Genomic DNA, 22,127 nt, shown 5'->3' with positions numbered 1-22,127 from the left:
CTTCCCGAGGCCGGCTCAGCGCGTGTAGCGCTGCACGGTGGTAACCGCGCCACCGGAGGAGCCACCCGTCACCAGCACCTGTCCCGTGTGCAGGAGCGTCGCGGCGTGGGCCGCGAGTGGGGCCGTCAACGTCCCCGCGGACAGCCACGCATCCGTCGCCGGGTCATACAACGACGCCTGGCCGGTGGAGTGCGTGACCAGCACCTCGCCCGAGTAGAGCCGCGTCGCGCTGATGACCGAGCCACCCGAGGGGAGCGAGGCGCCCGTGGTCCACCGGGTGGTGGAGTTGTACGGATCGTAGAAGTCCACCTCGTCATGGCCGCCACCGAGCACCATCACCTTGCCCGAGTTGAGCCGGACGGCGACATGGCCGGTGCGAGTCCTCGGCATGGGCGCAGGCATCGACCAGTCGTCCGTGTCCGGGTCATACACCTGCGCGTCCTGGAGCACCCAGTCGAGGAACCTGCCACCCGTCACCAACACCTTGCCCGAGTAGAGCAGCGTCGCGGTATGGCCGGCGCGAGGCATGAAGATGGAGGCCGCCGGGCTCCACGTGTTGGTCGCCGGGTCGTACAGATCCACGGAGTCCGTCTGGAGCGGGGCCTCCGGCTGGCTCCCATCCGTGGTGTCCCCCCCCACCACCAACACCTTGCCCGATTCGAGCAGGGTCGCCGTGTGGTTGCCACGAGGCACGCTCATGCTGTCCCCGGACGACCAGGTGCCCGTGGACTTGTCATACACCTCCGCGGTGCTGCGCCAGTAGAGCGGAAACCTGCCGATCCACCCGCCCGCCACCAGCACCTTGCCCGATTCGAGCCGGGTCGCGGTGTGCTGGGTGCGCGCCCAGGTGGGAGCCCCCGTGGCCACGGACACGTTGGTATAGGGGTTGAACACCTCCGCGGTGGTGCCACTCACCACCAGCACCCTGCCCGAGGAAAGCAGGGTGGCGGTGTGGCCGGAACGAGCCGAGGTCAGGTCACCCGTGAGGCTCCAGGAGCCCACGGCTCGCGGCTCCGGGTCCGTCACGGAGGAGGAGGCAGCGGGGGCGCTGGACAGCTCCCCGCTGCGAATGGCGAGCTGGGACGGCTCTTCGGCCGCGGGCCCGCCACAGGCTGGAAACAGCAGGGCGACAGCGAGGGAGGTGGTGAGGTTCACGATGCGCATGTGTTCGGCATCCTTTCGCCTCGTCTTTCCGAGGCAAAGCAGACATACCACCGCGTGGTTGGAGACGGGGGTAAAGGCATTCAGATGCACCCGACCATGAAACTGCTGCAAAGTTACAGAGCTGGTGGGTCCGCAAACGTTGCGACGAACCACCAATGATATCGAATTCTTCGTCCTTCACTTCATTTCACTCTTCATCCCAGGGCAAGCGCACTGATGTTTCCACGACAGGAGAGCAAAAGGGAGCCCGGGCTGCCTACCGCGAGCGGGCGCTGGCCGGCCCCGCCCGTTCGAAGCCGAGCGCCGCCGGCAGGACGTATTGTCCAAACAAGACGAGCGGCAGCACCGAACCGGAGTCGTTGTAATGGCTGGTGTTGAAGGCGGCGGTCAGGCCGAGCGAGGGCGCCACGAAGAGATACTGGCCCCCCGTACCGCGCGCGAACGTCACCTCCACCGGGATGTCCTGGAGGGTGAAGCGAGCGCTCCACCACAACCGTGCGTAGCGAGCGTCGCCCAACGTGCTGTGCGGTCGGCCTGACTCGGACACCCACGCCTCGGAAACCAGACGCTCGCCGTGCCACGTCCCGCCGTCGAGGAAGACCTGGCCCAGTTTCAGGAAGTCGCGCGGACGCAACCGCAGGTGCCCGCCCGTATCCGTCCCCCTCTGGCCCGCCGGCTGCCACTCGAAGTCCGCCACACCCAACGGGTGGAAGAGCCACTGGCGGGAGAGTTCCGGGATGGACATGCCACTCGCACGTTCCAGGACCGCGCCCAGCAGGACCACGCCCCCCGTGCAGTAGCGAGCCACGCTGCCCGGCTCCTCCTTCATGGGGACGTCCACCATGAAGCGGGCCCAGTCGTCCGCGCGATACATCTTCTCTTCATTCCCAGGCGAGTTCGCATCCCAGTCGTCGCACGCCAGACCCGTACGCATCTCGAGCAGGTGGCGCAGCGTCATGCGCTCCTTGCGTGGGTCTGGGTTGCGCACGGGGGCGAGGTCTGGAAGGAACGACAGCACGGGCACATCCAGGTCTGGCAACAGACCCCGCTCGTGGGCCATGCCCACCAACAGCGAGGTGATGCTCTTGGTGGCCGAGCGCAGATCATGCACGTTCTCGCGCGCGAAGCCGTTCCCGTAGCGCTCGTAGATGAGCCGACCATGGCGGGCGATGAGCACCGCATCCGGCTCCTCCTGCTTGCCTTCCGCCACGTCGCGCTCCAGCCACTCCAACCACGAGCGCCGCACGCCCTCTTCTTCCAGTGACGCCACGGCCCAGCCGTCGTCACGCGCATCCGGGGGTGAGCCGGGACCCGTGAGCGTGCGCCCTCTCCCACAAGCGCTCAGGAGCAACAACAGGCACTGCAGGACGGCCTTCCTGGACATGATCCTACCTCCTCATGACGGCTCGGCCCACCGGAATACCAGCGAACCAGGCTCCATCAACCATGAATCCGTCTCTTCGGCGAGTGGCCCCCACGCCTCACGTACTCAAGCGACCGACGACATCTTCCCGTTGGCCTCGGCGAGCAACTTCTCGGCGAGCTGACGCTTGCCGTCGGCGTCGAGCTTCTTCAACTCGTTGTTCAGCACGCGCTCGTTGAGCGACTGGTTCCAGTAGTCGAGCGACTGCGTGCCGAGCAGGGCCATCTTGCCAACGAATTGACGCAGCACCTCGTTGGTCGGGCCCATGACCCAGCCCGCCTTGGCGTCGCGCAGATAGCGCTCGATGCCGAGCGCCGGCTTGTAGCCCGTGCCCCCACAGGCATGCAGCATCTTGTCCGAGACGTGCGCGACATTCTTCGCCGCGATGAACTTCACCTGCCACATCCAGTGCAGGTACTGGGCGCGGGGCATGGCGCTCGGATCCTTGTGCAGGGACCAATCACAGTTGTTCGTGGCCGCGTCCATCGCCTGCCCCATCTGATAGTCCAAGGCGCGCGCGGCATTGGTGTCCATGATGCACTCGCCGATGTAGTCCTGGATGGTCGGGTAGTCGGCGACGCGCATGCCCACATCCACGTGGGTCTTGCGGGTCGTGTGGTTCTTCGCGATGTCAATCATTCCCATCGCGATGCCATTCCAGCAGGCGGACGAACACAGCAGGAAGAAGGGATCGACACACTCGTCATTGGACGTCGCGCCGTCCCCCACCGGTCCCACCAACCGGTTCCTCGGAATCTCCACGTTGTCGATCTCGATGGGGCCGGATTGATTGCCGCGCAGACCCAGGCCGTTCCAGTTGGAGGGATTGGACTTCACCTCGTCGGCCAGGATGAGGAAGCAGGAGAGGTTGGCGTAGTTGCCACCGAAGTCAGGGCTGGTGGTCTGCACGATATACCAGTCCGCGAAGCCCCCCGAGGTGGTCCAGGAGGCCTTCTTGCGCACGCGCCAGCCATTGGGTGTCTCACATGGCGGTGCTCGCACAGCCATAGCGCGCGAGGGTCTCGACGACCATGGCGGCACAGACATGGTTCTGCCCCATGCCCCCCAATTCCTTCGGCACCAGCAGGCCGAGCAGGCCGAGCTTCGCCAACTCCTGGAGGTTCTCGCGCGGATAGACGAGCCGCGCATCGCTCTCCACGGCGTTCGCGCGCAGGGTGGTCCGGCACAGCTCGATCAGCGTGGCCTGAAGCTTCTTCTGCTCGTCGGTGAGGATCCATTGAGGATCGAACTCGAATCCCAGACCCCAGAACTCTTCACCACCCCATGTCTTCTTGTTACTCATTTCGCGTCTCCCCTCTCGCCGTGCGATGACCGCGGCGGTTGTTTGACATTCAACAGTCTACCATGCACGGATGAGCCCCGGACGACAGAGCCCACATCTCGAGAGTTGAGAAAACAAGCGGTGGGAGCAGGAAAGAGGCCGCGCCGTCTCCACGGTAGGAGGCGCTCGCCCGCGGGTGTAGAAGCCCCGCGTACGCAGGAGGCTTCACATGGTGGTCCGCCCCGCCCGACATATCGAGAACGTCCGCTACGCCATCCGCAACGTCGTGGCCGAGGCGCATCGCCTGGAGACCCAGGGACAACACATCCTCTATCTCAACATCGGGGATCCGCTGAAGTTCGACTTCCGGACGCCGCCGCACCTCATCGAGGCGGTGCACCGGGCCATGCGCGACGGCCACAATGGCTATGCGCCCTCGGCGGGCATCCTCACCGCGCGCGAGGCCATCTCCCGCGAGTGCGCCAACCGGGGCATCCCCAACATCACCCCCGATGACGTCGTGGTCACCACCGGCGCGAGCGAGGCCCTGGAGCTGGCCCTCACCGCCCTGCTCGATCCCGGCGATCGCGTCCTCCTGCCCAGCCCCGGCTACCCCCTCTACAACGCCCTCATGGCCAAGCTGAACGCCCAGGGCGTGCTCTACTCGCTCGACGAGGAGAATGGGTGGTCGCTGGACCTGGAGGAGATTGATCGGCTGTGCACGCCCGGCACGCGCGCCCTCATCCTCTGCAACCCCAACAACCCCACCGGCGCGGTGCTCGACCGGAAGGTGCTCGAGGGGCTGCTGGAGATCGCCCGGCGGCGTGGCCTCGTCATCCTGTCGGATGAAATCTACGACAAGCTCATCTACGACAAGCCTCACGTGGCCACGGCCTCGCTCGCCACGGACGTGCCCATCCTGACCTTCAATGGGCTCTCCAAGGGCTACCTCGCCTGTGGTTGGCGCGTGGGATGGATGGTCTTCTGCAACGCCCACCTGATGCCAGAGCTGCGCGCCGCGGTGCAGCGGCTCGCCGACGCGCGGCTGTGCGGACCCGCGCCGCAGCAGTACGCCATCGCCCCCGCGCTCGATGGGCCGCAGGACCACATCCCCGAGATGATGGCTCGGCTGCGCCAGCGCCGCGACCTGATGGTCCGCCGCATCAACGCCATCCCCGGCCTGTCCGTGGTGGAACCCGCCGCCGCCTTCTACGCCATGCCCCGCCTGCAACTGCCCGGGGTGACGTCGGACGAGGCCTTCATCATGTCCCTCTTGCGCGAGACGGGCGTGCTGTTCGTCCACGGCAGCGGCTTCGGACAGAAGCCCGGCACCACCCACTTCCGCGTGGTGTTCCTGCCTCCCGAGGACATCCTCACCGCCGCCTTCGATCGGCTCGAGGCCTTCGTCCACGCGCACCACGCGCGCTGACCCGAGGCCCTCCCTCGCCGGGAGGAGGGGCGGGGGAGCGCAATCGGAACCCCACGCGGGGTCCGCGTGTTATGTGAGGCCCCATGCCTCCCCGACGCCCTGAAATCCTCGCGCCCGCGGGCGACCTCGAGTCCCTGCGCGCCGCGCTCGCCAGCGGAGCGGACGCCGTCTATTTCGGACTCGACGAGGGCTTCAACGCCCGGGCCCGTGCCGACAACTTCTCGCTCGCCCGGCTGCCGGAGACGATGGCGCTCGTCCACCGCGCCGGTGCCCGCGCCTACCTCACCCTCAACACCCTCATCTTCGAGCCCGAACTGCCCGGCGTGGAGCGGCTGCTGCGCGCCGTGGCCGCGGCGGGCGTGGACGCGCTCATCGTGCAGGACCCGGCCGTCGCCCTGCTCGCGCGCGCCATCTGCCCCCAGCTCGAGCTGCACGCCTCCACGCAGATGACCGTCTCCAGCGCCGAGGGCATGCGCTTCGCCCGGGGCCTGGGCGTCACCCGCGTCGTCGTCCCCCGCGAGCTGTCCACCCAGGAGATCCGCCGGCTGGCGGGACAGACGGACATGGAGCTGGAGGTCTTCATCCACGGCGCCCTGTGCGTGTCCTGGAGCGGCCAATGCCTCACCAGCGAGGCGTGGGGCGGGCGCTCGGCCAACCGGGGCCAGTGTGCCCAGTCGTGCCGGATGCCCTACGATCTCGTGGTGGATGGGCAGACACGCGAGCTGGGAGAAGTGCGCTACCTGCTCAGCCCCAAGGATCTGGCCGGCGTGCGCGCCGTGCCCGACCTGGTGGACATCGGCGTCCACAGCCTGAAGATCGAGGGCCGCCTCAAGGGCGCGCAGTACGTGACCACCACCGTGCAGGGCTACCGGCGGTGGGTGGATGGCGTCGTCGCGGGCCGGCCCGACGAGAAGCAGCTCGCGAGCGACCTGGCCGACATGTCCCTCACGTACAGCCGCGGCCTGTCCAATGGCTTCCTCGGGGGCTCGGATCACCAGACGCTCGTCGAGGGCCGCTTTCCCAAGCACCGGGGCCTGTTCCTGGGCCGCGTGCGCTCCGTGTCGGGCAAGGAGGTGCTCGTCACCCCCGAGGAGCGTCCGTGGACGGGCGCGCTCGGCCTGGGCGAGCAGCGCCCCCAGGGCCCCGAGGGCAAGGTGTCCTCGCCCCTCCCTGGCGAGCAGCCCACTCCCGCCACCGTGGAGCCCCGTCCGGGCATGGGCGTCGTCTTCGACGCGGGCACGCCCGAGGACAAGCACGAGCCGGGCGGCCCCATCTTCCGCGTGGACCGGCGCGGCAACGGCTGGGTGCTCGGCTTCGGGCACCCGGGGCCGGACCTCCACCGCGTGGCGCCCGGCCAGCGCGTGTGGCTCAACAGCGATCCGTCCCTGGCCCGCCGCACGGAAGCGCAGCTCGCCCAGGGTGAGCCCGAGGGCCGCATCCCCCTCACGCTCCAGGTGTCCGGCGCCGAGGGCACCCCGCTGCGCGTGCGCGCGAGCGCCTGGGGCCATGAGGCCTCCGCCGAGAGCCCCACCCCGCTCACGCCCTCCAAGGGCAAGGGCCTGGACGAGGCGCTGCTGCGCGACAAGCTGGGCGCCTGCGGTGGCACGCCCTTCACCCTCGCGCACCTGGACCTCACCGGGCTGACGCCGGGCCTGCACCTGCCCGTCTCCGAGCTCAAGGCGCTGCGCCGCGACGTCGTGGCCGCGCTCACCCCGCTCGTGGAGAAGGGCCCCGTGCGCACCGTGACGCAGACGCCGGTGCTCGAGTCCGTGCGCACCGCGTTGCTCTCGCGCGTCGCCGGCCAGGCCGTGGAGGAGGGAGCCCACGCGGGCCCGCGCCTGCTGCCCCTGTGCCGCGACGACGCGCAGTTGGAAGCGGTCATCGCCGCCGGCCTGCGCGAGGTGGAGCTGGATTGGATGGAGATGGTGGGCCTGCAGCGGGCGGTGGAGCGGGCGCGCGCGGCCGGGCTGCGCGTGACGATCGCCACCGTGCGCGTGCAGAAGCCGGGCGAGGAGGGCTACGACACGCGCCTGGACAAGCTGCGGCCCGACGCGGTGCTCGTGCGCCACTGGGGCGCGATGATGCACTTCCTCGAGCGCCCTTCCGGCCAGCCGCGCCCGGTGCTGCACGGAGACTTCTCGCTCAACGTCACCAACTCGGTGACGGCGGCGCACCTGCTCGGCCTGGGGCTGGACACGCTCACCTGCTCGCACGACCTGGACGAGACGCAGCTCTTCGGCCTGCTGGAGCACGCCCCCGCGCACCGCTTCACCGTGGCGCTGCATCACCACATCGCCACCTTCCACACCGAGCACTGCGTGTACTCGCACACGCTGTCCAACGGGCGCGACTACCGCAGCTGTGGCCGGCCGTGCGAGAGCCACCAGGTCTCCCTGCGCGACCGCATCGGACTGGAGCACCCGGTCATCGTGGACGTGGGCTGCCGCAACACGGTGTTCAACGCCCAGGCCCAGAGCGCGGCCTCGCTGGTGCCCAGGCTCCTGGAGCGGGGCGTGCGCCGCTTCCGCGTCGAGTTCGTCCGCGAGTCCCAGGCCGAGGCCGCGCGCGTGCTCGCCGCCTATCAGGAGCTGCTGGCGGGCCGGTGCGCTCCCGCCGAGGCGGTGCGGCGCGCGGCGGTGCACGAGCAGTTCGGCGTGACGCGGGGCACCATGAAGGTGCTCGGCTGAGCCTTCCCGCGGGGCCCCGGGTGATGACTCCTGTCACCACCTGATGACGGCGGACACCAGCCCGAGGGGGGGACTCCGCCGTCCATGTGCCCCCATGTACCCCCTGATCCACCCCAGCGGCATCCAAGGATTCCCGGGGGATACGACTCTTCCGCTCAATTCCTGGAGGCCGTCGGCATCTGGCCCGACTCCTGCTATGGCAGCAACTCGCACGCGCCGCTCGACGGCGCTCCGCTCTCCCCCTCCGCACGAGGAGCTCCCGCCATGGCCGTCAACTCCATCAATCCCCGCTCGCTTCAAGCGCTCCTCCTCACGGCCCTGAGCAAGGTGAACGAGACGACCTCCCCCCAGCCTCCCGTCTCGAACTTCCAGACGCCTTCGCCGGTGGAGGAGAACCCGTACCAGAGCCTGTTCTCGAACGACGGCTTCGACCCGTCGAGCACGGGCGGCACGCAGGATCTGACCCAGCAACTCCAGGCGCTCGTGCAGACGATGAAGGAGATCACCAACCTGCTCAACGGCGAGCAGGGCCCGGAGGAGCAGGGCGTGCCCGAGCTGGGGGGGACGCCCAAGAACGGCCCCACCCCGCAGCAGCCCGGCCCGACGCCCCCCGAGCCCACCAACTTCTTGTCCCAGCCGCCCTCCCCGGGCGCGCCGGAGACCCAGAAGCCCACGGGAACCCAGGCGCCCAAGGGCAACAACCCGACGGGTGGCGCGGGCAACACGATGGACTTCACCAACGACGGCGACAAGCCGATGACCATCACCTTCACGACCAACCCGGGTCAGCAGCAGATCCCGCCCCTGACGATTGAACCCGGCCAGACGGTGCGGCAGGAGTTCCCCCAGGGCTGGAGCGGCAACTTCCGCAGCGACAAGGGTGATGGCACCGCGGTCACGCTGGGCGAGGTCGCCTTCAACGGCGCCGGCAACCAGACCTTCTACGATGTGAGCTACATCGAGGGGAACAACGCCAGCATGACGATCGCGCCGGAGACCGGCCCGGGCAAGACGTCCGGCACCCTGGAGAACCTCGTCGAGGGCGCGCCCGAGAACATCCTGGCCCGGGACGCCAACGGCCAGGTCTACGGCATCAAGAAGACCACCACCTCCGAGGTGCGCGACCCGAACATCATCAACTACTACCGTGGCAAGGTCGGCGCGGACGAGGGTTACGTGGACCCCAAGGACGACCTGAGCACGCTGGGCACCAGCGACACGCACCTGGAAGTGCACCTGAAGGACGTGTTCTAGCCCACGCCCGTGTCCAGCACCCGAGGCCCGGCCGCTCCCGTCAAACCCGGGCGCCCGGGCCTCATGTACATTGCCGGCATGATGGTCGGCATCGTGGGATACGGACGTTTCGGCCGTGCACTCGGAGGACTGCTGGAGGAGGCGGGGGTGCCCTACCGGGCGCTGGACCCCGTGGCGGACATCCCCGAGCCCCACCGCTCCCCGTCGCTTCCCGCGTTGATCGCGGACGCCACCCACCTGGTGGTGGCGGTGCCCGTGGCCTACATGCGGGCGGTGCTCCAGCAGATGAGCCCCCTGTTGCGGCCCGAGCAGCTCGTGCTGGACGTGGGCAGCGTCAAGGTGAAGCCCGTGCACGCCATGGCCGAGGTGCTCGGTGCCCGGGTGCCCTGGGTGGGGACGCATCCGCTCTTCGGCCCCCTCAGCCTCGCCATGGCCGAGCGGCCCCTGCGCGTGGTGGTCTGCCCCAACCCGCTCCACCCCGCCGCCGCCCCCGAGGCCATCCGCTTCTTCGAACGCCTGGGCTGCGAGATCATCGAGCAGACGCCCGAGGGGCATGATCGGGTGATGGCGCATACCCACGCGCTCACCTTCTTCGTGGCCAAGGGCATGGTGGACGCGGGCTCGGGACTGGACGTGCCCTTCGCGCCCGCCAGCTTCCAGGCGCTCTCGCGCACCATCCAGCTCGTGCGCTCGGACGCCGGACACCTCTTCAGCGCCATCCAGCACGACAACCCCTTCGCGCGCGAGGCCCGGGGCCATCTGCTCGAGGCGCTCGGCAACGTCCACCGGGAGCTGGACGCGCTGCCCGCCGGGGAGCCTCCGCCCGACGCGCCGCCGCTCACCCTGCCCACGCTCGACTCGGGCCTGCCGGAGCTGCGCGAGACGCGGGACCTGATTGATCAGCTGGATCAGGAGCTGGTGGAGCTGCTCGCGCGGCGGGCGGAGCTGTCCCGGCGGGCGCTGCGCACCAAGGCCGAGGCGGGGCAGCCCGTGCCCGACCCGGCCCGCGAGGACGCGATGATCGCCTCGCGCCGCGCGTGGGCCTCCGAGCGGGGCCTGGAGCCGGACGGGGTGGAGGCCATCTTCCGCGCCATCCTGCGCTTCTCACGGCGGGACCAACATCGCCGCGAGTGAGCTAGGGTGGCCCCATGCGTTCCTGGTTGCTGCTCGCCGCGCTCCTGCCCCACGCCGCCCTGGCGTCCGAACACGGGCTGTCCCTCGGTGCCACGGCCGTGATCCTCACCAACGGGGCCAACAACGTGCTCAGCCCCCGGCTCGGGCTGGAGGCCGCCTATACCTACGGACGAGATGCATGGCGTCTGGGAGGCGGCGTGCGCTGGGTTCCCGGGGGAGGCGGCTCGCTGCCCGCCGAGGTCTACGCCCGCGTGCTGCTCACCCCCCCGTCGGGCACCTGGCGACCCGCGGTGGGTCCCGAAGTGGGGCTCAGCGGGCTGCCCATCAACCTCCCGACCCGAGGGGACCTGCCCAATGAACTCAAGGACGAAAGGGCCCGCAGGAGCATGCCCTTCTACATCGCCGTGCACGCCCAGCCCCTGCGCTTCGTCTTCCGCTCCTTCACCGTGAGCGCGCTGGAGTTGCAGTGGGGCACGCCCATCCACCAGCCGGGCTCGGCCCTGCGCCTGCAACTCGGCCTGCTGCACCTCGGAGTGGCTCTATGAAGTCCTGGTCCACCACCGCCCTCTTGGCCCTCGCCCTGGGCTCCTGTGTCTCGCGTCCCGCGCTGGACGAAGCCGCGCTCGCGCGCGTGCGGAGCTTCGGCGAGGGGGTGGAGCAGGCGCGCCTCATGGCCGACGTGAACGCCCTCGCCGCCGTGCACCTGGAGGACACGCCACTGTCGTGCGACCTCTTCGAGCCCGGGACGAACACCCGGTACATGCCCGTGTGCCACCTCACCCGGGATCGCAGCTTCCAGTGGATGCGCGAGCGCCTGGAGTCGCTCGGCCTGCGCGTCACCACGCAGAGCACGGACGACCCACGCTTTCCCACCACCAACCTCGTGGCCGAGCTGCCGGGCACCGAGCACCCCGAGGAGATCATCCTGGTGGGTGCCCACTACGACGCGTACTTCCAGGGAGCGGATGACAACAGCTCGGGCGTGGCCGCCCTGTTGGAGATGGCGCGACTGGCCTCGGGTCAGCGCTTCAAGCGCACCGTGCGCTTCGTCGGCTTCGATCTGGAGGAGCTCGGCCTGGTGGGCAGCACGCGCTATGTCCAGTCGCACCCGGGCGAGCGCATCGTCGCGTCGATCGTCTTCGACTGCATTGGCTACCGGAGCACGGAGCCGGGCTCGCAGCAGGGGCTGCCGGGCTTTCCCCTGCCCCCCCGGGGTGACTTCATCGCCGTCATCGCCAACGAGGCCTCGCGCTCGCAGATGGAGGAGCTGCACGCGCTGAGTGGCCGGCTCGAGTTCGTGCCGGTGATTGGCATCTTCACTCCCGGAAATGGCTCCGGTGCCGCCTCGGGCAACCTCATGCGCAGCGATCACGCCCCGTTCTGGCTCGCCGGGCAGAACTCCCTGTTCCTCACCGACACCGCCAACTTCCGCAACCCCCACTACCACCAGGACACCGACGTGCCCGCCACCCTCGACGCGGACTTCCTCACCGGCGTCACCCGGCTGTCCGCCGCCGGGCTCGCCTACTGGGCCGAGGGCCCCCTGCCATGACGCCCACCACGCTCCTCGTCCTCGCCGCGCTCGCCGATGCCCCGGCGGCGCCGCCCCCCGCGCACCAGCTCTCCTTCTATGCCCGCTCGGGCCTCACGGCGTACCTCTCCTCCGCGCGCACCCAGGGAGGCCTGGGCGGCGGCGTGGGCGTGCGCGACACGCTGCGGGGGCTGTGGTTGCTCCAGGCGGACGTGAACGGGCTCACCGGCCTGGGCTCGGTGCTCGAGGTGCGGCTGGGCGCGGGAGTCCAACGCCCGAGCGGCGGGTGGCGGCCCGCGGCCCTGGTGTCCCTCACCGGGCTCTTCGGCGATCAACTCGGCTTCGTCATGCCCGGCGAGTCCGTGTACGCGCGAGGCCCCGCGCTGGGCGTGGGCCTGACGCTGGCGCCCGCGCGCTTCTCGCTCGGGAGCGCCCAGGTGTCCCTGGTGGAGCTGGGGGTGGGAGTGGGCGGCGATGGCGTCGGCCGGGGCCCCATCTACAGCCTCACGCTGCTCGAGGTGGGCCTGGCGCTCTAGGCCTCAGGCGCCCGCGAAGCGGACCTGGGCCTTGCTCATGACGTACTCGACCGCCAGCAGGTGCCAGGCCGCCTGATCGATGCGGGCGAACTGGTGCGGCTCCTCGCGGAGGGAGGCGGCGGCCTGATCCAGCGGAATCCCGAGGGCTGCGGCCTCGGCCTTGAGGACCTCCTGCACCTTGGCCTGGGTGAGGGTGAGGCCGTCGCGCGCGCAGATGGCGCCCAGCGCCAGGCTGATGCGCAGCCGCTGCCGGACCTCGGCCCGGGTGGGCTCGTCCTTCAGCCACGTCTGCAGCGACTCCTCCTGCTGCTTCTCGGTGAACTTGAGCTCGGTCACGGCGCGGCCCTCGCTCGAGCCCCAGCGACGGCGGATCTCCTCGTCCACGAGCGACTCGGGGATGTCCACCTGCGTGCGGGCGGCCACCTCGTTGAGCACCATCTCCTGGGCCTGGAGCCGCAGCAACGCCACCGTCTCCTGCTCCAGTTCCTTCAACACGCTGTTCGTGGCCGCTTCCACCGTGTCCCCCCGGCCAAAGGCCTTGAGGAACTCCGGGCTCGTCGGATCCGGGAACTTCACCTCGCGCGCGGCCTGGATCTGCACCGCGAAGCGAGCGGGCTGACCGCGCAGCGCCTCGACGGGGTAGTCCTGGCCCAGCAGGATGTCCGCCAGCACGGTCTCTCCCGGCAGGTGACCCACCAGCTGCTCGTACAGACCGGGCAGCAGGGGCGCGGGCACCAGGGGAACCCAGACGTCGGCGCGCACGCTGAAGGGGATGAGCCGGCCGTTGGAGTAGCCCACGAAGTTGAGCAGCACCTCGTCGCCCCAGGCGATGCGCTCGGTGCGCGAACGCATGCGCTCGGTGGCATGCGCGCGCGCCAGATCCTGGAAGCGCTCCTGGATCTGCTGGGCGGTGATGGGCGAGGGGGCGGGCACGGTGATGGAGAGACCCTCCAGTGACGGCGCGGTCACTGGAGGCATCTGCACCGGACTGCCCAGCGCGGCCTTGCGGGCCAGGGGGAGGGAGAGCGGGACCTCGAAAGGCTTCTTGGCGGGAGGAGCGGGTTTCTGGGTGGAGTCCATGAAGGATCCTTTCGAGGCCGCAGGCTACATCAACCGCCGAGCAGCTGCTTGAAGCCCTGGGTCACGCTCTTGGCCGCGCCCGAGAGGCCCTCGATGGCGGGACCGGCCAGGCTGGCGACCGTGGAGACGGCCGCGCCGACCTGCGACACGACGGGGATGTTGGTGGCGGCGAGCACGGAGCCCCCGGCGGTGATGCCCGCGGTGACCTTCTGGCCCATGGTCGCGTTGGGATCCTTGAAGGTCTTCGCGGCATTGGCGACGTCCATGCCCGCCACGGCGATGTTGAGGCCCGGAGCGAAACGCCCGGCCGCCTTCGCCAGGGCACCGGTGCCGCCCTTGAGCATGTCCGCCATACCGGCCGCGCCGGAGAGGACGCCCTGACCCGCCGCCATGGCGGAGGACGCCGAGCCGGCCATGGCCGCCGGGCTGGACTGACCCGCGGCCTGGGTCGACGCGTGCCCCACCGGGCTGCCGTGTCCGAACCCCGGGGCCTGGTGCGAGCCACCGAGGCCCCCCAGGAGCTTCTGCGCGCCGCCCATCAGGGTCGAGGCAATCTGGCCCACGCCCCCCATCAGGGTCGAGGCCATCTGGGTCGCGCCGGCCCCGCTGATCCCACCCGAGGCGGCCGCCTTATTGATGCCGCCCAGCACGCTGGTGGCCAGCTGGTTCACGCCCGCCAGCGCGCTCGTGGCGGCCTGGTGCGCGGCGGCCGGTCCACCCTGGCCTCCCGTCAGGCCACCCAGGAGCTGCTGGAACGCGGCCATGGGCTGCTGGGCCATCGCGAGGGCCTGCTGGAAGCCGCCCGGAACGGTCCCGGGCTGCGCCGCCCCGCCCGCGCCACCGGACGCGCCCGCGCCACCGGCCCCGCCACTGGGCGACAGGCTCTGGGCCAGACTCACGCCACCCTGGGCCAGACCGACCGTGTTGTTGGCCAGACCCATGGCGTTGTTGGCCTTATCCATCCGACTCGTCTTGCCGGCCGTGAAACCATCGGCGGGCTTGGCGCCGGCCGGGGTGGTGGTGCCTGCCGTCGGGTTCGCCGCGGCCGTGGGGGTGGGGCTTGTCGTCGGCTTCGACGCGGAAGTGGCGACGGGAGGCGGAGCGGCAGGAGGCGAACGGACGCGACCGGGCATGGGATCACCTGAGATCAGAAGCGATTTCGATAGAATAACCAGAAAAGGACTGCTTCCTGGTAGTGGGGACAATGGATTATCGCGCCGCGCCTCGGGAAGTTGCGCCTTCTTATTTGCAAGGCGTTTGCCAATTCTCGAGAAAGGGAAACGCCACCTCGCCCGGCGGCCTGGCTAGCGGCCCGGAGACGAGGAGGGCGGAGGATCATCCAGGGTGAGCTCGAACAGGGGCGCGACGACGGAGGAGTCATCCGCGTCCGAGACGAGCCACAGGTGCAGACGGCCCTGCTCCACCCGCGCCGTCACGCCCTCCAGCTTCACCTTGCCCTCCACGTGCTCGAGCCACAGGGGCGTGCCGTCCTGGGCCAGCATGCCCACGGCCGAGCCCACCACGGCGCCATCGGCATAGGGGCCATGGGTGTCCTCGGCGGCGGCGGTGAAGACGACGCGACCGTCCGGCAGCGGCGCCGCGTCCGAGAAGGACAGCCGCACCGAGCGGGTCCGGCCCAGCTTCCAGCGCTTCACGTCGCGCACCAGCTCCGGGCCGGGAGGAACACCGGCCTCGAGGGCGCGCGAGAGGCCGTCGCCCGCGATCATCACCACGGCGTCCACGCCCTCGTCACTGTTGCCCCGGTTGAGCAACCACAGGTGCCCTCCCGTCCAGGCGGCCCCCTCCACGTTGATGGGGCCCAGCTCCCGGGCGAGCCGGGCATACAGGCCCGAGAAATCCACCTCGCGCACGGCGCCGCCCAGCCGCCCATCCTCCTGGAGGGGGATCAACGCCCCGCGCATCCGCGCCGGGGCGCTTCCGGAGGGAACCGCCAGCAGGGCCCCTCGAGGCGCCGAGGCGAGGCCCTCCACGAGACAGAGCGCCTCCAGGTCCGGCTTCACGGCCTTGCGGTCCGCCGGGTCCCGGGGCAGCTCGCCCGGAAAGAGCCGCACCCAGAGTCCGGGACCCTCGCCGTGGAGTGGAAAGGAGGCGAGTGACAGGGAATCGTCCGCGACGACATGCAGCCAGTCGCCCACCCGCACGAGGCCGCTCGCGGCGGAGACATAGGCCGCGCCCCCGGCCGTCTCGGGCGCCGGGAGGGTCAACATCCGCGAGCGGGTGAGTTGCAGCGGCGGTGCACGCCGGGGCCTTGGCGCCTTCGTGGCGTGCGCACGCTCCTGGCAGCCCGAGGACAGAAACAGCAGGAAGGCGGCGAGGAGACGGAAACGGAGAGCGGGGATGGGCATGGAGAGGGAGACCTGGGGGCTTTCTACACCCCCTCGACCCTCCCCGGGGCTCAGGACTCCGGGCTCAGGATGACGCGCAGCTCCTCGAGCAGCTCCTTCTCCTCGGCCCGGAGCTCGCCGTCGCTCGCGATGAGGGCGCGCACCGCCTCGAAGACCTCGTCCGGACGGTCGCGCAGCAACGCCAGGTCGGGCGCGGGGGGCGAGCCCCCACGCGCCAGGAGCTTCTTGAGGGCGGCGAACTCCGACTCCGGAACGTTCCAGCTGCGCGCCACGCCCTGGATGAGGCCCGACTCCCGCGCGTCGAGCCGCCCATCACTCCAGGCCAGCTGGATCATCAACTTGAGCACTTCGATATTGAATCGATCGTCCGCCGTGGTTTGGCTCATGGGTTCTCCCGAGCCCCGAGCCTCGCCCGTCCCGCCGCGGACCGCCACGACGTTCTTCCCGGTCGCGCCGCCGACAGTCCTTCCGTCTCCTGGTCCACATCCGCCCTCCGGCGGTGTCCACCTCCCGCCGATCACCACGGGCTCCCCCTCCCGTCGAGTCCACGTAAACCCTTCAATCCCAGCAATCCCTCTCACGATGGAGACGCTCATGCACATCTCCGACCCACAACTGCGGCGACGCTGCAGAACCGTCAGTCCAGCAAACTCCTGACAACCTTCGCCGCGCGCCCCTCAAGTCTTTGTTTACCCGTCTCCAGGCAGGGTCCGTTCTCTCGGAGAGACAGCGGGCTTCTGGAGTCCTGGCCGGGCGGAGCGGACTTTTCCATCCGCATCGCGATGCCCGCGCGCGGTGAGTAATGAATGGCGAGGCCCGCCTTGACGAAAGGGGGCATCGAGCGCTCTCTTTTCGTGCAAGGGATTGAGAGCCGCCCGGGACCCCCCTCCCCCTGACGGCCAGGCGCGAGCAACCCCGCGCCATCCCCCATGCGGGAGAAAGCGCCATGCGAGAACATCTGGAGACTGCAACGGGACTGGCCCTCACCGCCGGCACCTACTCGGGCTATTCGCTGCACGCGCACGAGCCCGAGCAGGGCATCAACCTCATCCTCTCGCAGCCCGGCATCAGCAGCAGCCGGGTGACTCGGCTGAGCCCCACCGTGGTGTGGGCCCTGCCGGAGCCGGGCACGGAGCTGCCCCCCCGCGAGCGCCCCGTGCAGCTGCTCCTGGACGACAACGGCCGCACCATCGGACCGCTGCGCGGGGAGCTCTTCTGGAGCGATCCGCGCCGCGCCGACGCGCCCTTCGGCATCCAGTTCGTCGACGTGACGCTGGAGCAGGGCCGGCAGATCCTCTCCGCGCTGGACTCGGCGGCGCGCGAGGGACGCGCCCTGCCCGCCGTGTCGCCGCGGCCCATCGAGGAGGCGATCGTCGATTCCGAGCGCATCCGCTCCATCCTCAAGTCCGTGTGTGTCATGCAACACCAGGGGCTGCTGCGCCAGCCGGGCCGGACGCTGCGCGTGTCCCTCGAGTACTTCGACGTCGCGGCCTCGCGGCTGCACTGGCGCATGGAGGAACCGTCGGCCCGGTGGGGGCAGGCACCCCATGACATCGAGGTGGTGGGCTACAACTCCGCCTTCCGCATGCGCGTGCCGGAGCTCGAGGTGCGCGGCGATCGGTTGGTGACGCCCATTCCCCGGCAGTTGTGGCGGGTGCGCCACCGCGCGCGTCGGCGCGTCCCCGCCCCCGCCGGCCTGCTGGCCCGCTTCCACCATCCCCTGTGGAACGAGCTGGGCCCACGCGAGCGTGAACTCCAGGACGTGTCCTTCACCGGCCTGTCCGTGTTGGGCTCCGCGGACGATCTCGTCTTCCCGGGTCTGCTCCTCCAGCCGCTCGAGCTCATCCCCGAGTACGGCGAGCCCCTCTCGATGCGCGGAGAGGTGCGCTACGTGGGCAAGCCGCGTCCGGACGGACAGCGGGTGATCGGCCTCCAGGTGACGCCCCAGACGCCCGAGGACGAGGCGCGCTGGATGCAGCTCGTCTCCCAGGCGCTCAGTCCCGACACACGCTCGGGCGAGGAGTGGCTCGAGCCGCTGTGGCAACTGCTCGCCGACGTGGGCTACCCCCAGCTCGCGGGCGACACGCCCGAGGACTTCGAGCAGCAGCGCGCCAGCTTCGTCGACACGAGCCTGCGCGCGGCGCGCGAGCCCCAGCTCTTCAGCCAGGCGGTGTGGCCGTCCGAGCGGGGCGTGGAGGCCACGCTGTCCTCGGTGCGCGCCTGGCGTCATGGCTGGCTCGTGCACCAGCTCGCCAAGCGCCCGGGTGCCCCCGTCCCCGAGGTGGCCCCGGGGCGGATCCTCCGCGAGCTGCACCTGCGCGCGATGGAGCACGCGCAGAACGCTCCCGACTTCCGCTGGCTGCTCGGCTACGTCGACTCGAGCGTGCCCTTCTTCGAGCGCGTCTACCTGTCCTACGCGCGCCGGCACGCCGACACGGGAGAGGCCCTGGTGCTGCCCGTGCACCTGTGGCGCGCGCGGTGCGACGAGCCGAGTGGACAGCCCTCGGACGGCGTCGACATCGGCCCGGCCACCGCCGAGGAGACGGCGTTCCTGGCGAGTGAGATCGCCCGCACCCGGCCCGCCTGCTACGTGGAGGCGATGGATCTCTCGCGCGAGCGGTTGGCGCTGACGGACGCCACCCAGGCCTGGCACGCGGCGGGCCTGGAGCGCGAGCGGCAGGTGCTGGTGGCGCGCCGCGAGGGCATGACGGTGGCCGCCATCGTGCTCGAGCGGGGACCGGAGGGCATGAACCTGCTGCGCATGCTGGACACGGCGCGGCTGTTCCCGCTCGCGCCCGGAGGGCAGGACACCTACGTCGCGCTGCTGGACGCGGCGCGCGCCTGGTACGCCGCCCGAAACCAGCCCTCCTTCGTCCTCGTGTCCGAGGAGGACGACGACGGCCCGCTCGCGGCCGCCCGGTTGCGCGAGGGGCCCGGCGCCAGCCCCTGTCTGTGGCTGCTCTCCGCGCACCTGCTGCCCGAGTTCCTGGAACACGTGAGCGAGGCAACGGTGGGCTGTCTCTCCTCCCCGGCTCCCAAGGCCTGAATCCCATACCCCGATTGCACACTGCGAAGGAGCCGACATGAGTCTGGTCAAAGAACTGTACGAGCCCTACGTCCTGGCCGCGCGCGCCCGTGTCGCCACGGATCCGGTGATGCGCAGGGTGGTGGATCCCGCCATCTCCCCGGAGCTGCTCGAGCGCTTCCTCCTCCAGTACCACGCCCTCGGCGTCTACCTGGCCGAGCCCCTGGAGGGATGGAACCGCCGAGCCGGCCACCGCAGCCTCCTGTTGAGCCTGGACGCGCTGGGCAAGAGCCTGCTCGCGCACGCCCGACAGGCGTCGGGCCCCGCCCAGACGATGACCGAGGACGTGCAGGTGCTCGTGCGCCGATGGAACCAGCGCTTCCGCCCGGTGCTCCACACCGAGCGGCTGCTCTCGCAATACCCCACCGACGCGATGCGCTCCTACCGCCGGCTCGTCGAGGAGACGCTCACCGGTGAGTTCCCGGCGGCGCAGATCGCCATCGAGTTCGAGAGCATCCAGCTCACGCAGATGATGGGGCCCCACCTGCTGGCCAACGTGACGCGGGTGCTCGGCCGCGAGGCACTCGAGGGGCTGTGCGCGCTCAAGGCCCAGTCCCAGCCGGATGCGCCACGCGCGATGAACCAGGCGCGGCTGATGGAGGACCTGGTGCGCGCGATGCCGGAGAGCGCCCGCGCGTTCGCGGAGCTGAGCGCCGAGGCGCTCGAGCTCCAGCTGCGCTTCATCGAGGACTGCCTGGAGTCGGCCGAGGCCTCGCTGGGCACGCCCGTGTCGGCCTTCGTGGCCTGACGCCGCGCGCCACTAGCGCCCGAGCAGGGCCTCGGGGTGCTCGAGGCCCCGGGCCTTGGCGATCGTCTGGAGGATGTCCTGGGGGGGCTCGTCGGCGGTGAGCAGCAGCGCCCGCACCGCCGTCTCCACCACGTCCTCGGAGCTGGGACGCACCAGGCCCCGGCGCGCGTCCTCCACGCGGCGCTGGCGGTAGGCGTCGAAGCGCTCCTTCACCCGCGCGGCGATGGCCGTGATCGCCTTGTCCCCCGCCTCCACGCGCAGCTCCGCCTCGCTGCGCAGCTGCACGGGGTCCGCCAGCACGCCCACCTTGTCATAGGCCTTGTTGGACGAGTCCTCGTGCAGCGCCGCGTAGTCCTCGGTGTGCGGCGAGGCGCCCGCGGCGTCCTTGGCCAGGTCCACCAGGCGCTCGGTGACGGTCGCCGTGAGGGTCAGCTTGTGCAGCTCCACGTCATAGGGGTAGTCCGCGTAGACGGGCTCCTCCACCGTGAGCGGCTCGCGGTACCAGGCGTCCCGGCCGCGCTGCACCTCGCGCCGCTGTGCCTCGGCGCTCTCCTGCGCGCCCTCCAGCCGCTGCTCCAGCTCCCCGGCCGTCGCGGCGCGCTGGGCGTAGGCGCGCTCCTCCTGCTCACACTGCGGATTGCACAGCGAGGGGTCACACTCGCGGGGCACGTGCCCGGGCTTCACGCGGGTGATGGCCTCGGTGCACTCGGCCAGGGCCTTGCTGCACGCCTTGCGCTCGCGGTCACGGCAGCGCCCGGCCACCTCGCGCGCCTGCACCAGCTCGTCCTGCCGGCGCAGGTACTCGCGCAGCACGCCTCCCATCTTGCGCTCCACCTCCTCCAGCTTGCGCTCCTCGGCGAGCAGGGCCGTCTCCAGCTCGAAGCGGCGCGGATTGGGCACGGCCTTGTTCGTGAGCAGGTAGCGCGTCGAGCGCTGGCCCTGCTCCACCGACTTCACCGGCAACACCCGCTCCAGCGCCATCCCCAGGCGCACGCCCTCGTGAGTCCTGGGCGCCTCGGTGGTGATGACGCGGATGGGCACCTCCTGCGGCAGCATCGCCGCGAGCCGTCCGGGCGACAGCCGCTGCGCCACGTCCGGCGAGCTGGCCTTGTCCTCGGCCGGCGCGGTCACCACCATGAAGGCCACCTCGTCCTGGAGCAGGCGACGCACCGCCTCGGCGCGCTCGCGCGCCTGCGTGGCCCCCGCGAGCTCCTGGTCCGCGCGCACGTACGCCAGGAGCGCGTTGCCCAGCTTGCCCTCGTCCTCCAGCCGCTTCGCCGTGGAGAACCACCGGCGCGCCCACGCCGTGCGCACCGCCGTCACGCCCTTGCGCGCCGCCGCGTGCTCGCCATCCACCGCCAGCACCGCGTCGAACTCCGTCCGGGCCTCCTGCAGCTTCTCGGCCTGGAGCGCCTTCTGGGCGCCCTCCACGCGCGCATCCAGCGTCTGGGCGAGCAGCGCGCCCACCTCGGCGTTGCCCTCGTCCAGCTCGAGCGCGCGCACCAGCAGCGGCGTGGCCGCGGCCAGGTCCCCCTCGGCCTGTCTGGCCCGGGCGGCCTGCAACACCTCGGCGCTCCACAGCCGGCGCATGTCGCGCAGCTTCACCTTCGCCTCCGAGTTGCCAGGCTCCGCGGCGAGCGCCCGCTGGTAGGCGGCCTCCGCCTGGCTCCATTGGCGCTGGGTGGTGAGCGTGTCGCCCTCCTTCACGGCGCGGGCGAAGGTCGAACATCCCGCCGCGGCGAGCAGGGCGAACAGCGACAGGGCGAGCAGCCCCAGCCGACGGGTGGGGGGACACGACGAGCGGGTAGACAGGGAACGCACGGGCGCATCTTCGGGGAAAGCCCGCTCTGGATGAAGCACGGAGTCTCGGCCCGCCTGCTCCCCGGGCGGCCCCTCGCGCCTCGAGTCTCATCTCGAGACAGGCGCCGTCCCGAGTCCCTCTGTCGGGAATGAGGAGATGTACCGGAGGGTAGGACCTTGTGCAGAGGGGGGACCCATCCAACATCAGGAGTTTTCGCCATATGGCCTGCTTGCCACCCAAGCCCAATCCCACCGAGCTCCGCTTGCCCGTCTGGGCGGAGCAGTACCGCATCGAGGACTACCGCAACGTGCACTGCCGCCTCTACGCCCGGTGCATCGACGCCGCCGTGCGTGAGGACTGGGAGGGCTTCACCTGCCAGAAGTGCGCCCTGTTCCACCGGGACGAGGCTCCCCACGCGGCGAGCCACGCCTTCGACCAACCGGCCGACAACGGCCGGCCGTAGCTCCGTTTCCTCCGGGGCCCGGCCCCGGGATGTGCTCCAGCACACGGGCCCGCGTCCGCCTCCGTGTACTGGCGCACGCGCCGTCTTCTCCAGCCCCTCCGCTTTTCCGGTCTCGTACTGGAGGCCCTGGTTTTTTCCGGGAGC

At 70.5% G+C, this 22,127-nt stretch carries 19 protein-coding genes; 10 read left to right on the top strand and 9 right to left on the bottom strand.

Features of this window, described 5'->3' with window-relative positions; genetic code table 11:
* Window positions 1-15 precede the first annotated feature (15 nt).
* The 4 genes from CYFUS_RS05540 to CYFUS_RS51600 all read right to left on the bottom strand — a co-directional run bounded on the left by CYFUS_RS05540 (window position 16) and on the right by CYFUS_RS51600 (window position 3,890).
* Complete coding sequence (locus CYFUS_RS05540) at window positions 16-1,164, bottom strand: Kelch repeat-containing protein (protein WP_095984279.1); 1,149 nt, start codon at window positions 1,162-1,164, stop codon at window positions 16-18.
* Window positions 1,165-1,420: 256 nt separating this feature from the next.
* Window positions 1,421-2,548, bottom strand: coding sequence for a serine hydrolase domain-containing protein (locus CYFUS_RS05535; RefSeq protein WP_095984278.1), 1,128 nt, complete (start codon window positions 2,546-2,548; stop codon window positions 1,421-1,423).
* 105 nt (window positions 2,549-2,653) lie between these two features.
* Window positions 2,654-3,550 (bottom strand): acyl-CoA dehydrogenase family protein, encoded by an 897-nt coding sequence (locus CYFUS_RS05530; protein ID WP_198316468.1) that lies wholly within the window; start codon window positions 3,548-3,550, stop codon window positions 2,654-2,656.
* 19 nt (window positions 3,551-3,569) lie between these two features.
* Window positions 3,570-3,890, bottom strand: a complete 321-nt coding sequence (locus CYFUS_RS51600) for an acyl-CoA dehydrogenase family protein (protein WP_198316467.1) — start codon at window positions 3,888-3,890, stop codon at window positions 3,570-3,572.
* A gap of 208 nt (window positions 3,891-4,098) precedes the next feature.
* Here CYFUS_RS51600 and CYFUS_RS05525 point away from each other — a divergent pair, with 208 nt between their 5' ends.
* The 7 genes from CYFUS_RS05525 (at window position 4,099) to CYFUS_RS05495 (ending at window position 12,440) form a co-directional block, all read left to right on the top strand.
* The gene (locus CYFUS_RS05525; RefSeq protein WP_095984277.1) at window positions 4,099-5,298 is read left to right on the top strand and encodes an aminotransferase class I/II-fold pyridoxal phosphate-dependent enzyme; all 1,200 of its coding nucleotides are present in this window, start codon (window positions 4,099-4,101) and stop codon (window positions 5,296-5,298) included.
* A gap of 83 nt (window positions 5,299-5,381) precedes the next feature.
* Complete coding sequence (locus CYFUS_RS05520) at window positions 5,382-7,985, top strand: U32 family peptidase (protein WP_095984276.1); 2,604 nt, start codon at window positions 5,382-5,384, stop codon at window positions 7,983-7,985.
* A 264-nt stretch (window positions 7,986-8,249) separates the two neighbouring features.
* The gene (locus CYFUS_RS51595) at window positions 8,250-9,239 is read left to right on the top strand and encodes a hypothetical protein (protein ID WP_232537387.1); all 990 of its coding nucleotides are present in this window, start codon (window positions 8,250-8,252) and stop codon (window positions 9,237-9,239) included.
* 78 nt (window positions 9,240-9,317) lie between these two features.
* A complete protein-coding gene (locus tag CYFUS_RS05510) occupies window positions 9,318-10,373 on the top strand; it encodes a prephenate dehydrogenase/arogenate dehydrogenase family protein (protein ID WP_232537386.1) in 1,056 nt (351 codons plus the stop codon).
* Between the two features lie 14 nt (window positions 10,374-10,387).
* Window positions 10,388-10,918 (top strand): hypothetical protein, encoded by a 531-nt coding sequence (locus CYFUS_RS05505; RefSeq protein ID WP_095984275.1) that lies wholly within the window; start codon window positions 10,388-10,390, stop codon window positions 10,916-10,918.
* Window positions 10,915-11,925, top strand: a complete 1,011-nt coding sequence (locus CYFUS_RS05500; RefSeq protein WP_095984274.1) for a M28 family peptidase — start codon at window positions 10,915-10,917, stop codon at window positions 11,923-11,925. The genes CYFUS_RS05505 and CYFUS_RS05500 overlap by 4 nt, the downstream gene beginning before the upstream one ends.
* Window positions 11,922-12,440, top strand: a complete 519-nt coding sequence (locus CYFUS_RS05495) for a hypothetical protein (protein ID WP_095984273.1) — start codon at window positions 11,922-11,924, stop codon at window positions 12,438-12,440. The genes CYFUS_RS05500 and CYFUS_RS05495 overlap by 4 nt, the downstream gene beginning before the upstream one ends.
* Window positions 12,441-12,443: 3 nt before the next feature.
* On the opposite strand, the gene CYFUS_RS05490 is transcribed toward CYFUS_RS05495, so the two are convergent.
* The 4 genes from CYFUS_RS05490 to CYFUS_RS05475 form a co-directional block, all read right to left on the bottom strand.
* Window positions 12,444-13,520, bottom strand: coding sequence for a peptidylprolyl isomerase (locus CYFUS_RS05490; protein ID WP_095984272.1), 1,077 nt, complete (start codon window positions 13,518-13,520; stop codon window positions 12,444-12,446).
* Window positions 13,521-13,549: 29 nt separating this feature from the next.
* Complete coding sequence (locus tag CYFUS_RS05485; RefSeq protein ID WP_157758254.1) at window positions 13,550-14,653, bottom strand: hypothetical protein; 1,104 nt, start codon at window positions 14,651-14,653, stop codon at window positions 13,550-13,552.
* A gap of 171 nt (window positions 14,654-14,824) precedes the next feature.
* A complete protein-coding gene (locus CYFUS_RS05480; protein WP_198316466.1) occupies window positions 14,825-15,886 on the bottom strand; it encodes a DUF6929 family protein in 1,062 nt (353 codons plus the stop codon).
* Window positions 15,887-15,936: 50 nt separating this feature from the next.
* Window positions 15,937-16,272 carry a TerB family tellurite resistance protein gene (locus CYFUS_RS05475; protein ID WP_095984270.1) on the bottom strand — a complete coding sequence of 112 codons (336 nt, stop codon included), beginning with the start codon at window positions 16,270-16,272 and terminating at the stop codon, window positions 15,937-15,939.
* A 560-nt stretch (window positions 16,273-16,832) separates the two neighbouring features.
* On the opposite strand from CYFUS_RS05475, the gene CYFUS_RS05470 reads away from it, so the two are divergent.
* Together CYFUS_RS05470 and CYFUS_RS05465 are read left to right on the top strand one after the other, a co-directional pair.
* Window positions 16,833-18,932, top strand: a complete 2,100-nt coding sequence (locus CYFUS_RS05470; protein WP_095984269.1) for a hypothetical protein — start codon at window positions 16,833-16,835, stop codon at window positions 18,930-18,932.
* A gap of 37 nt (window positions 18,933-18,969) precedes the next feature.
* Window positions 18,970-19,719: a hypothetical protein gene (locus CYFUS_RS05465; protein WP_095984268.1), complete on the top strand. Its 750-nt coding sequence runs from the start codon at window positions 18,970-18,972 to the stop codon at window positions 19,717-19,719.
* 12 nt (window positions 19,720-19,731) lie between these two features.
* Here CYFUS_RS05465 and traC read toward each other — a convergent pair whose 3' ends face one another.
* Entirely contained in the window at window positions 19,732-21,540 is a 1,809-nt protein-coding gene (traC, locus tag CYFUS_RS05460; protein ID WP_198316465.1) for an outer membrane exchange accessory lipoprotein TraC, read from the bottom strand.
* A gap of 200 nt (window positions 21,541-21,740) precedes the next feature.
* Between traC and CYFUS_RS05455 the strand changes: the two genes are divergently transcribed.
* On the top strand, window positions 21,741-21,983 hold the full coding sequence (locus CYFUS_RS05455) for a hypothetical protein (protein ID WP_095984266.1): 243 nt from the start codon (window positions 21,741-21,743) through the stop codon (window positions 21,981-21,983).
* Window positions 21,984-22,127: the final 144 nt, after the last annotated feature.

The sequence above is a fragment of the Cystobacter fuscus genome, assembly GCF_002305875.1.
GTDB lineage: Bacteria > Myxococcota > Myxococcia > Myxococcales > Myxococcaceae > Cystobacter > Cystobacter fuscus_A.
Note: the sequence above shows the minus strand (reverse complement) of the source record. Positions and strands in the feature narration are given on the sequence as shown.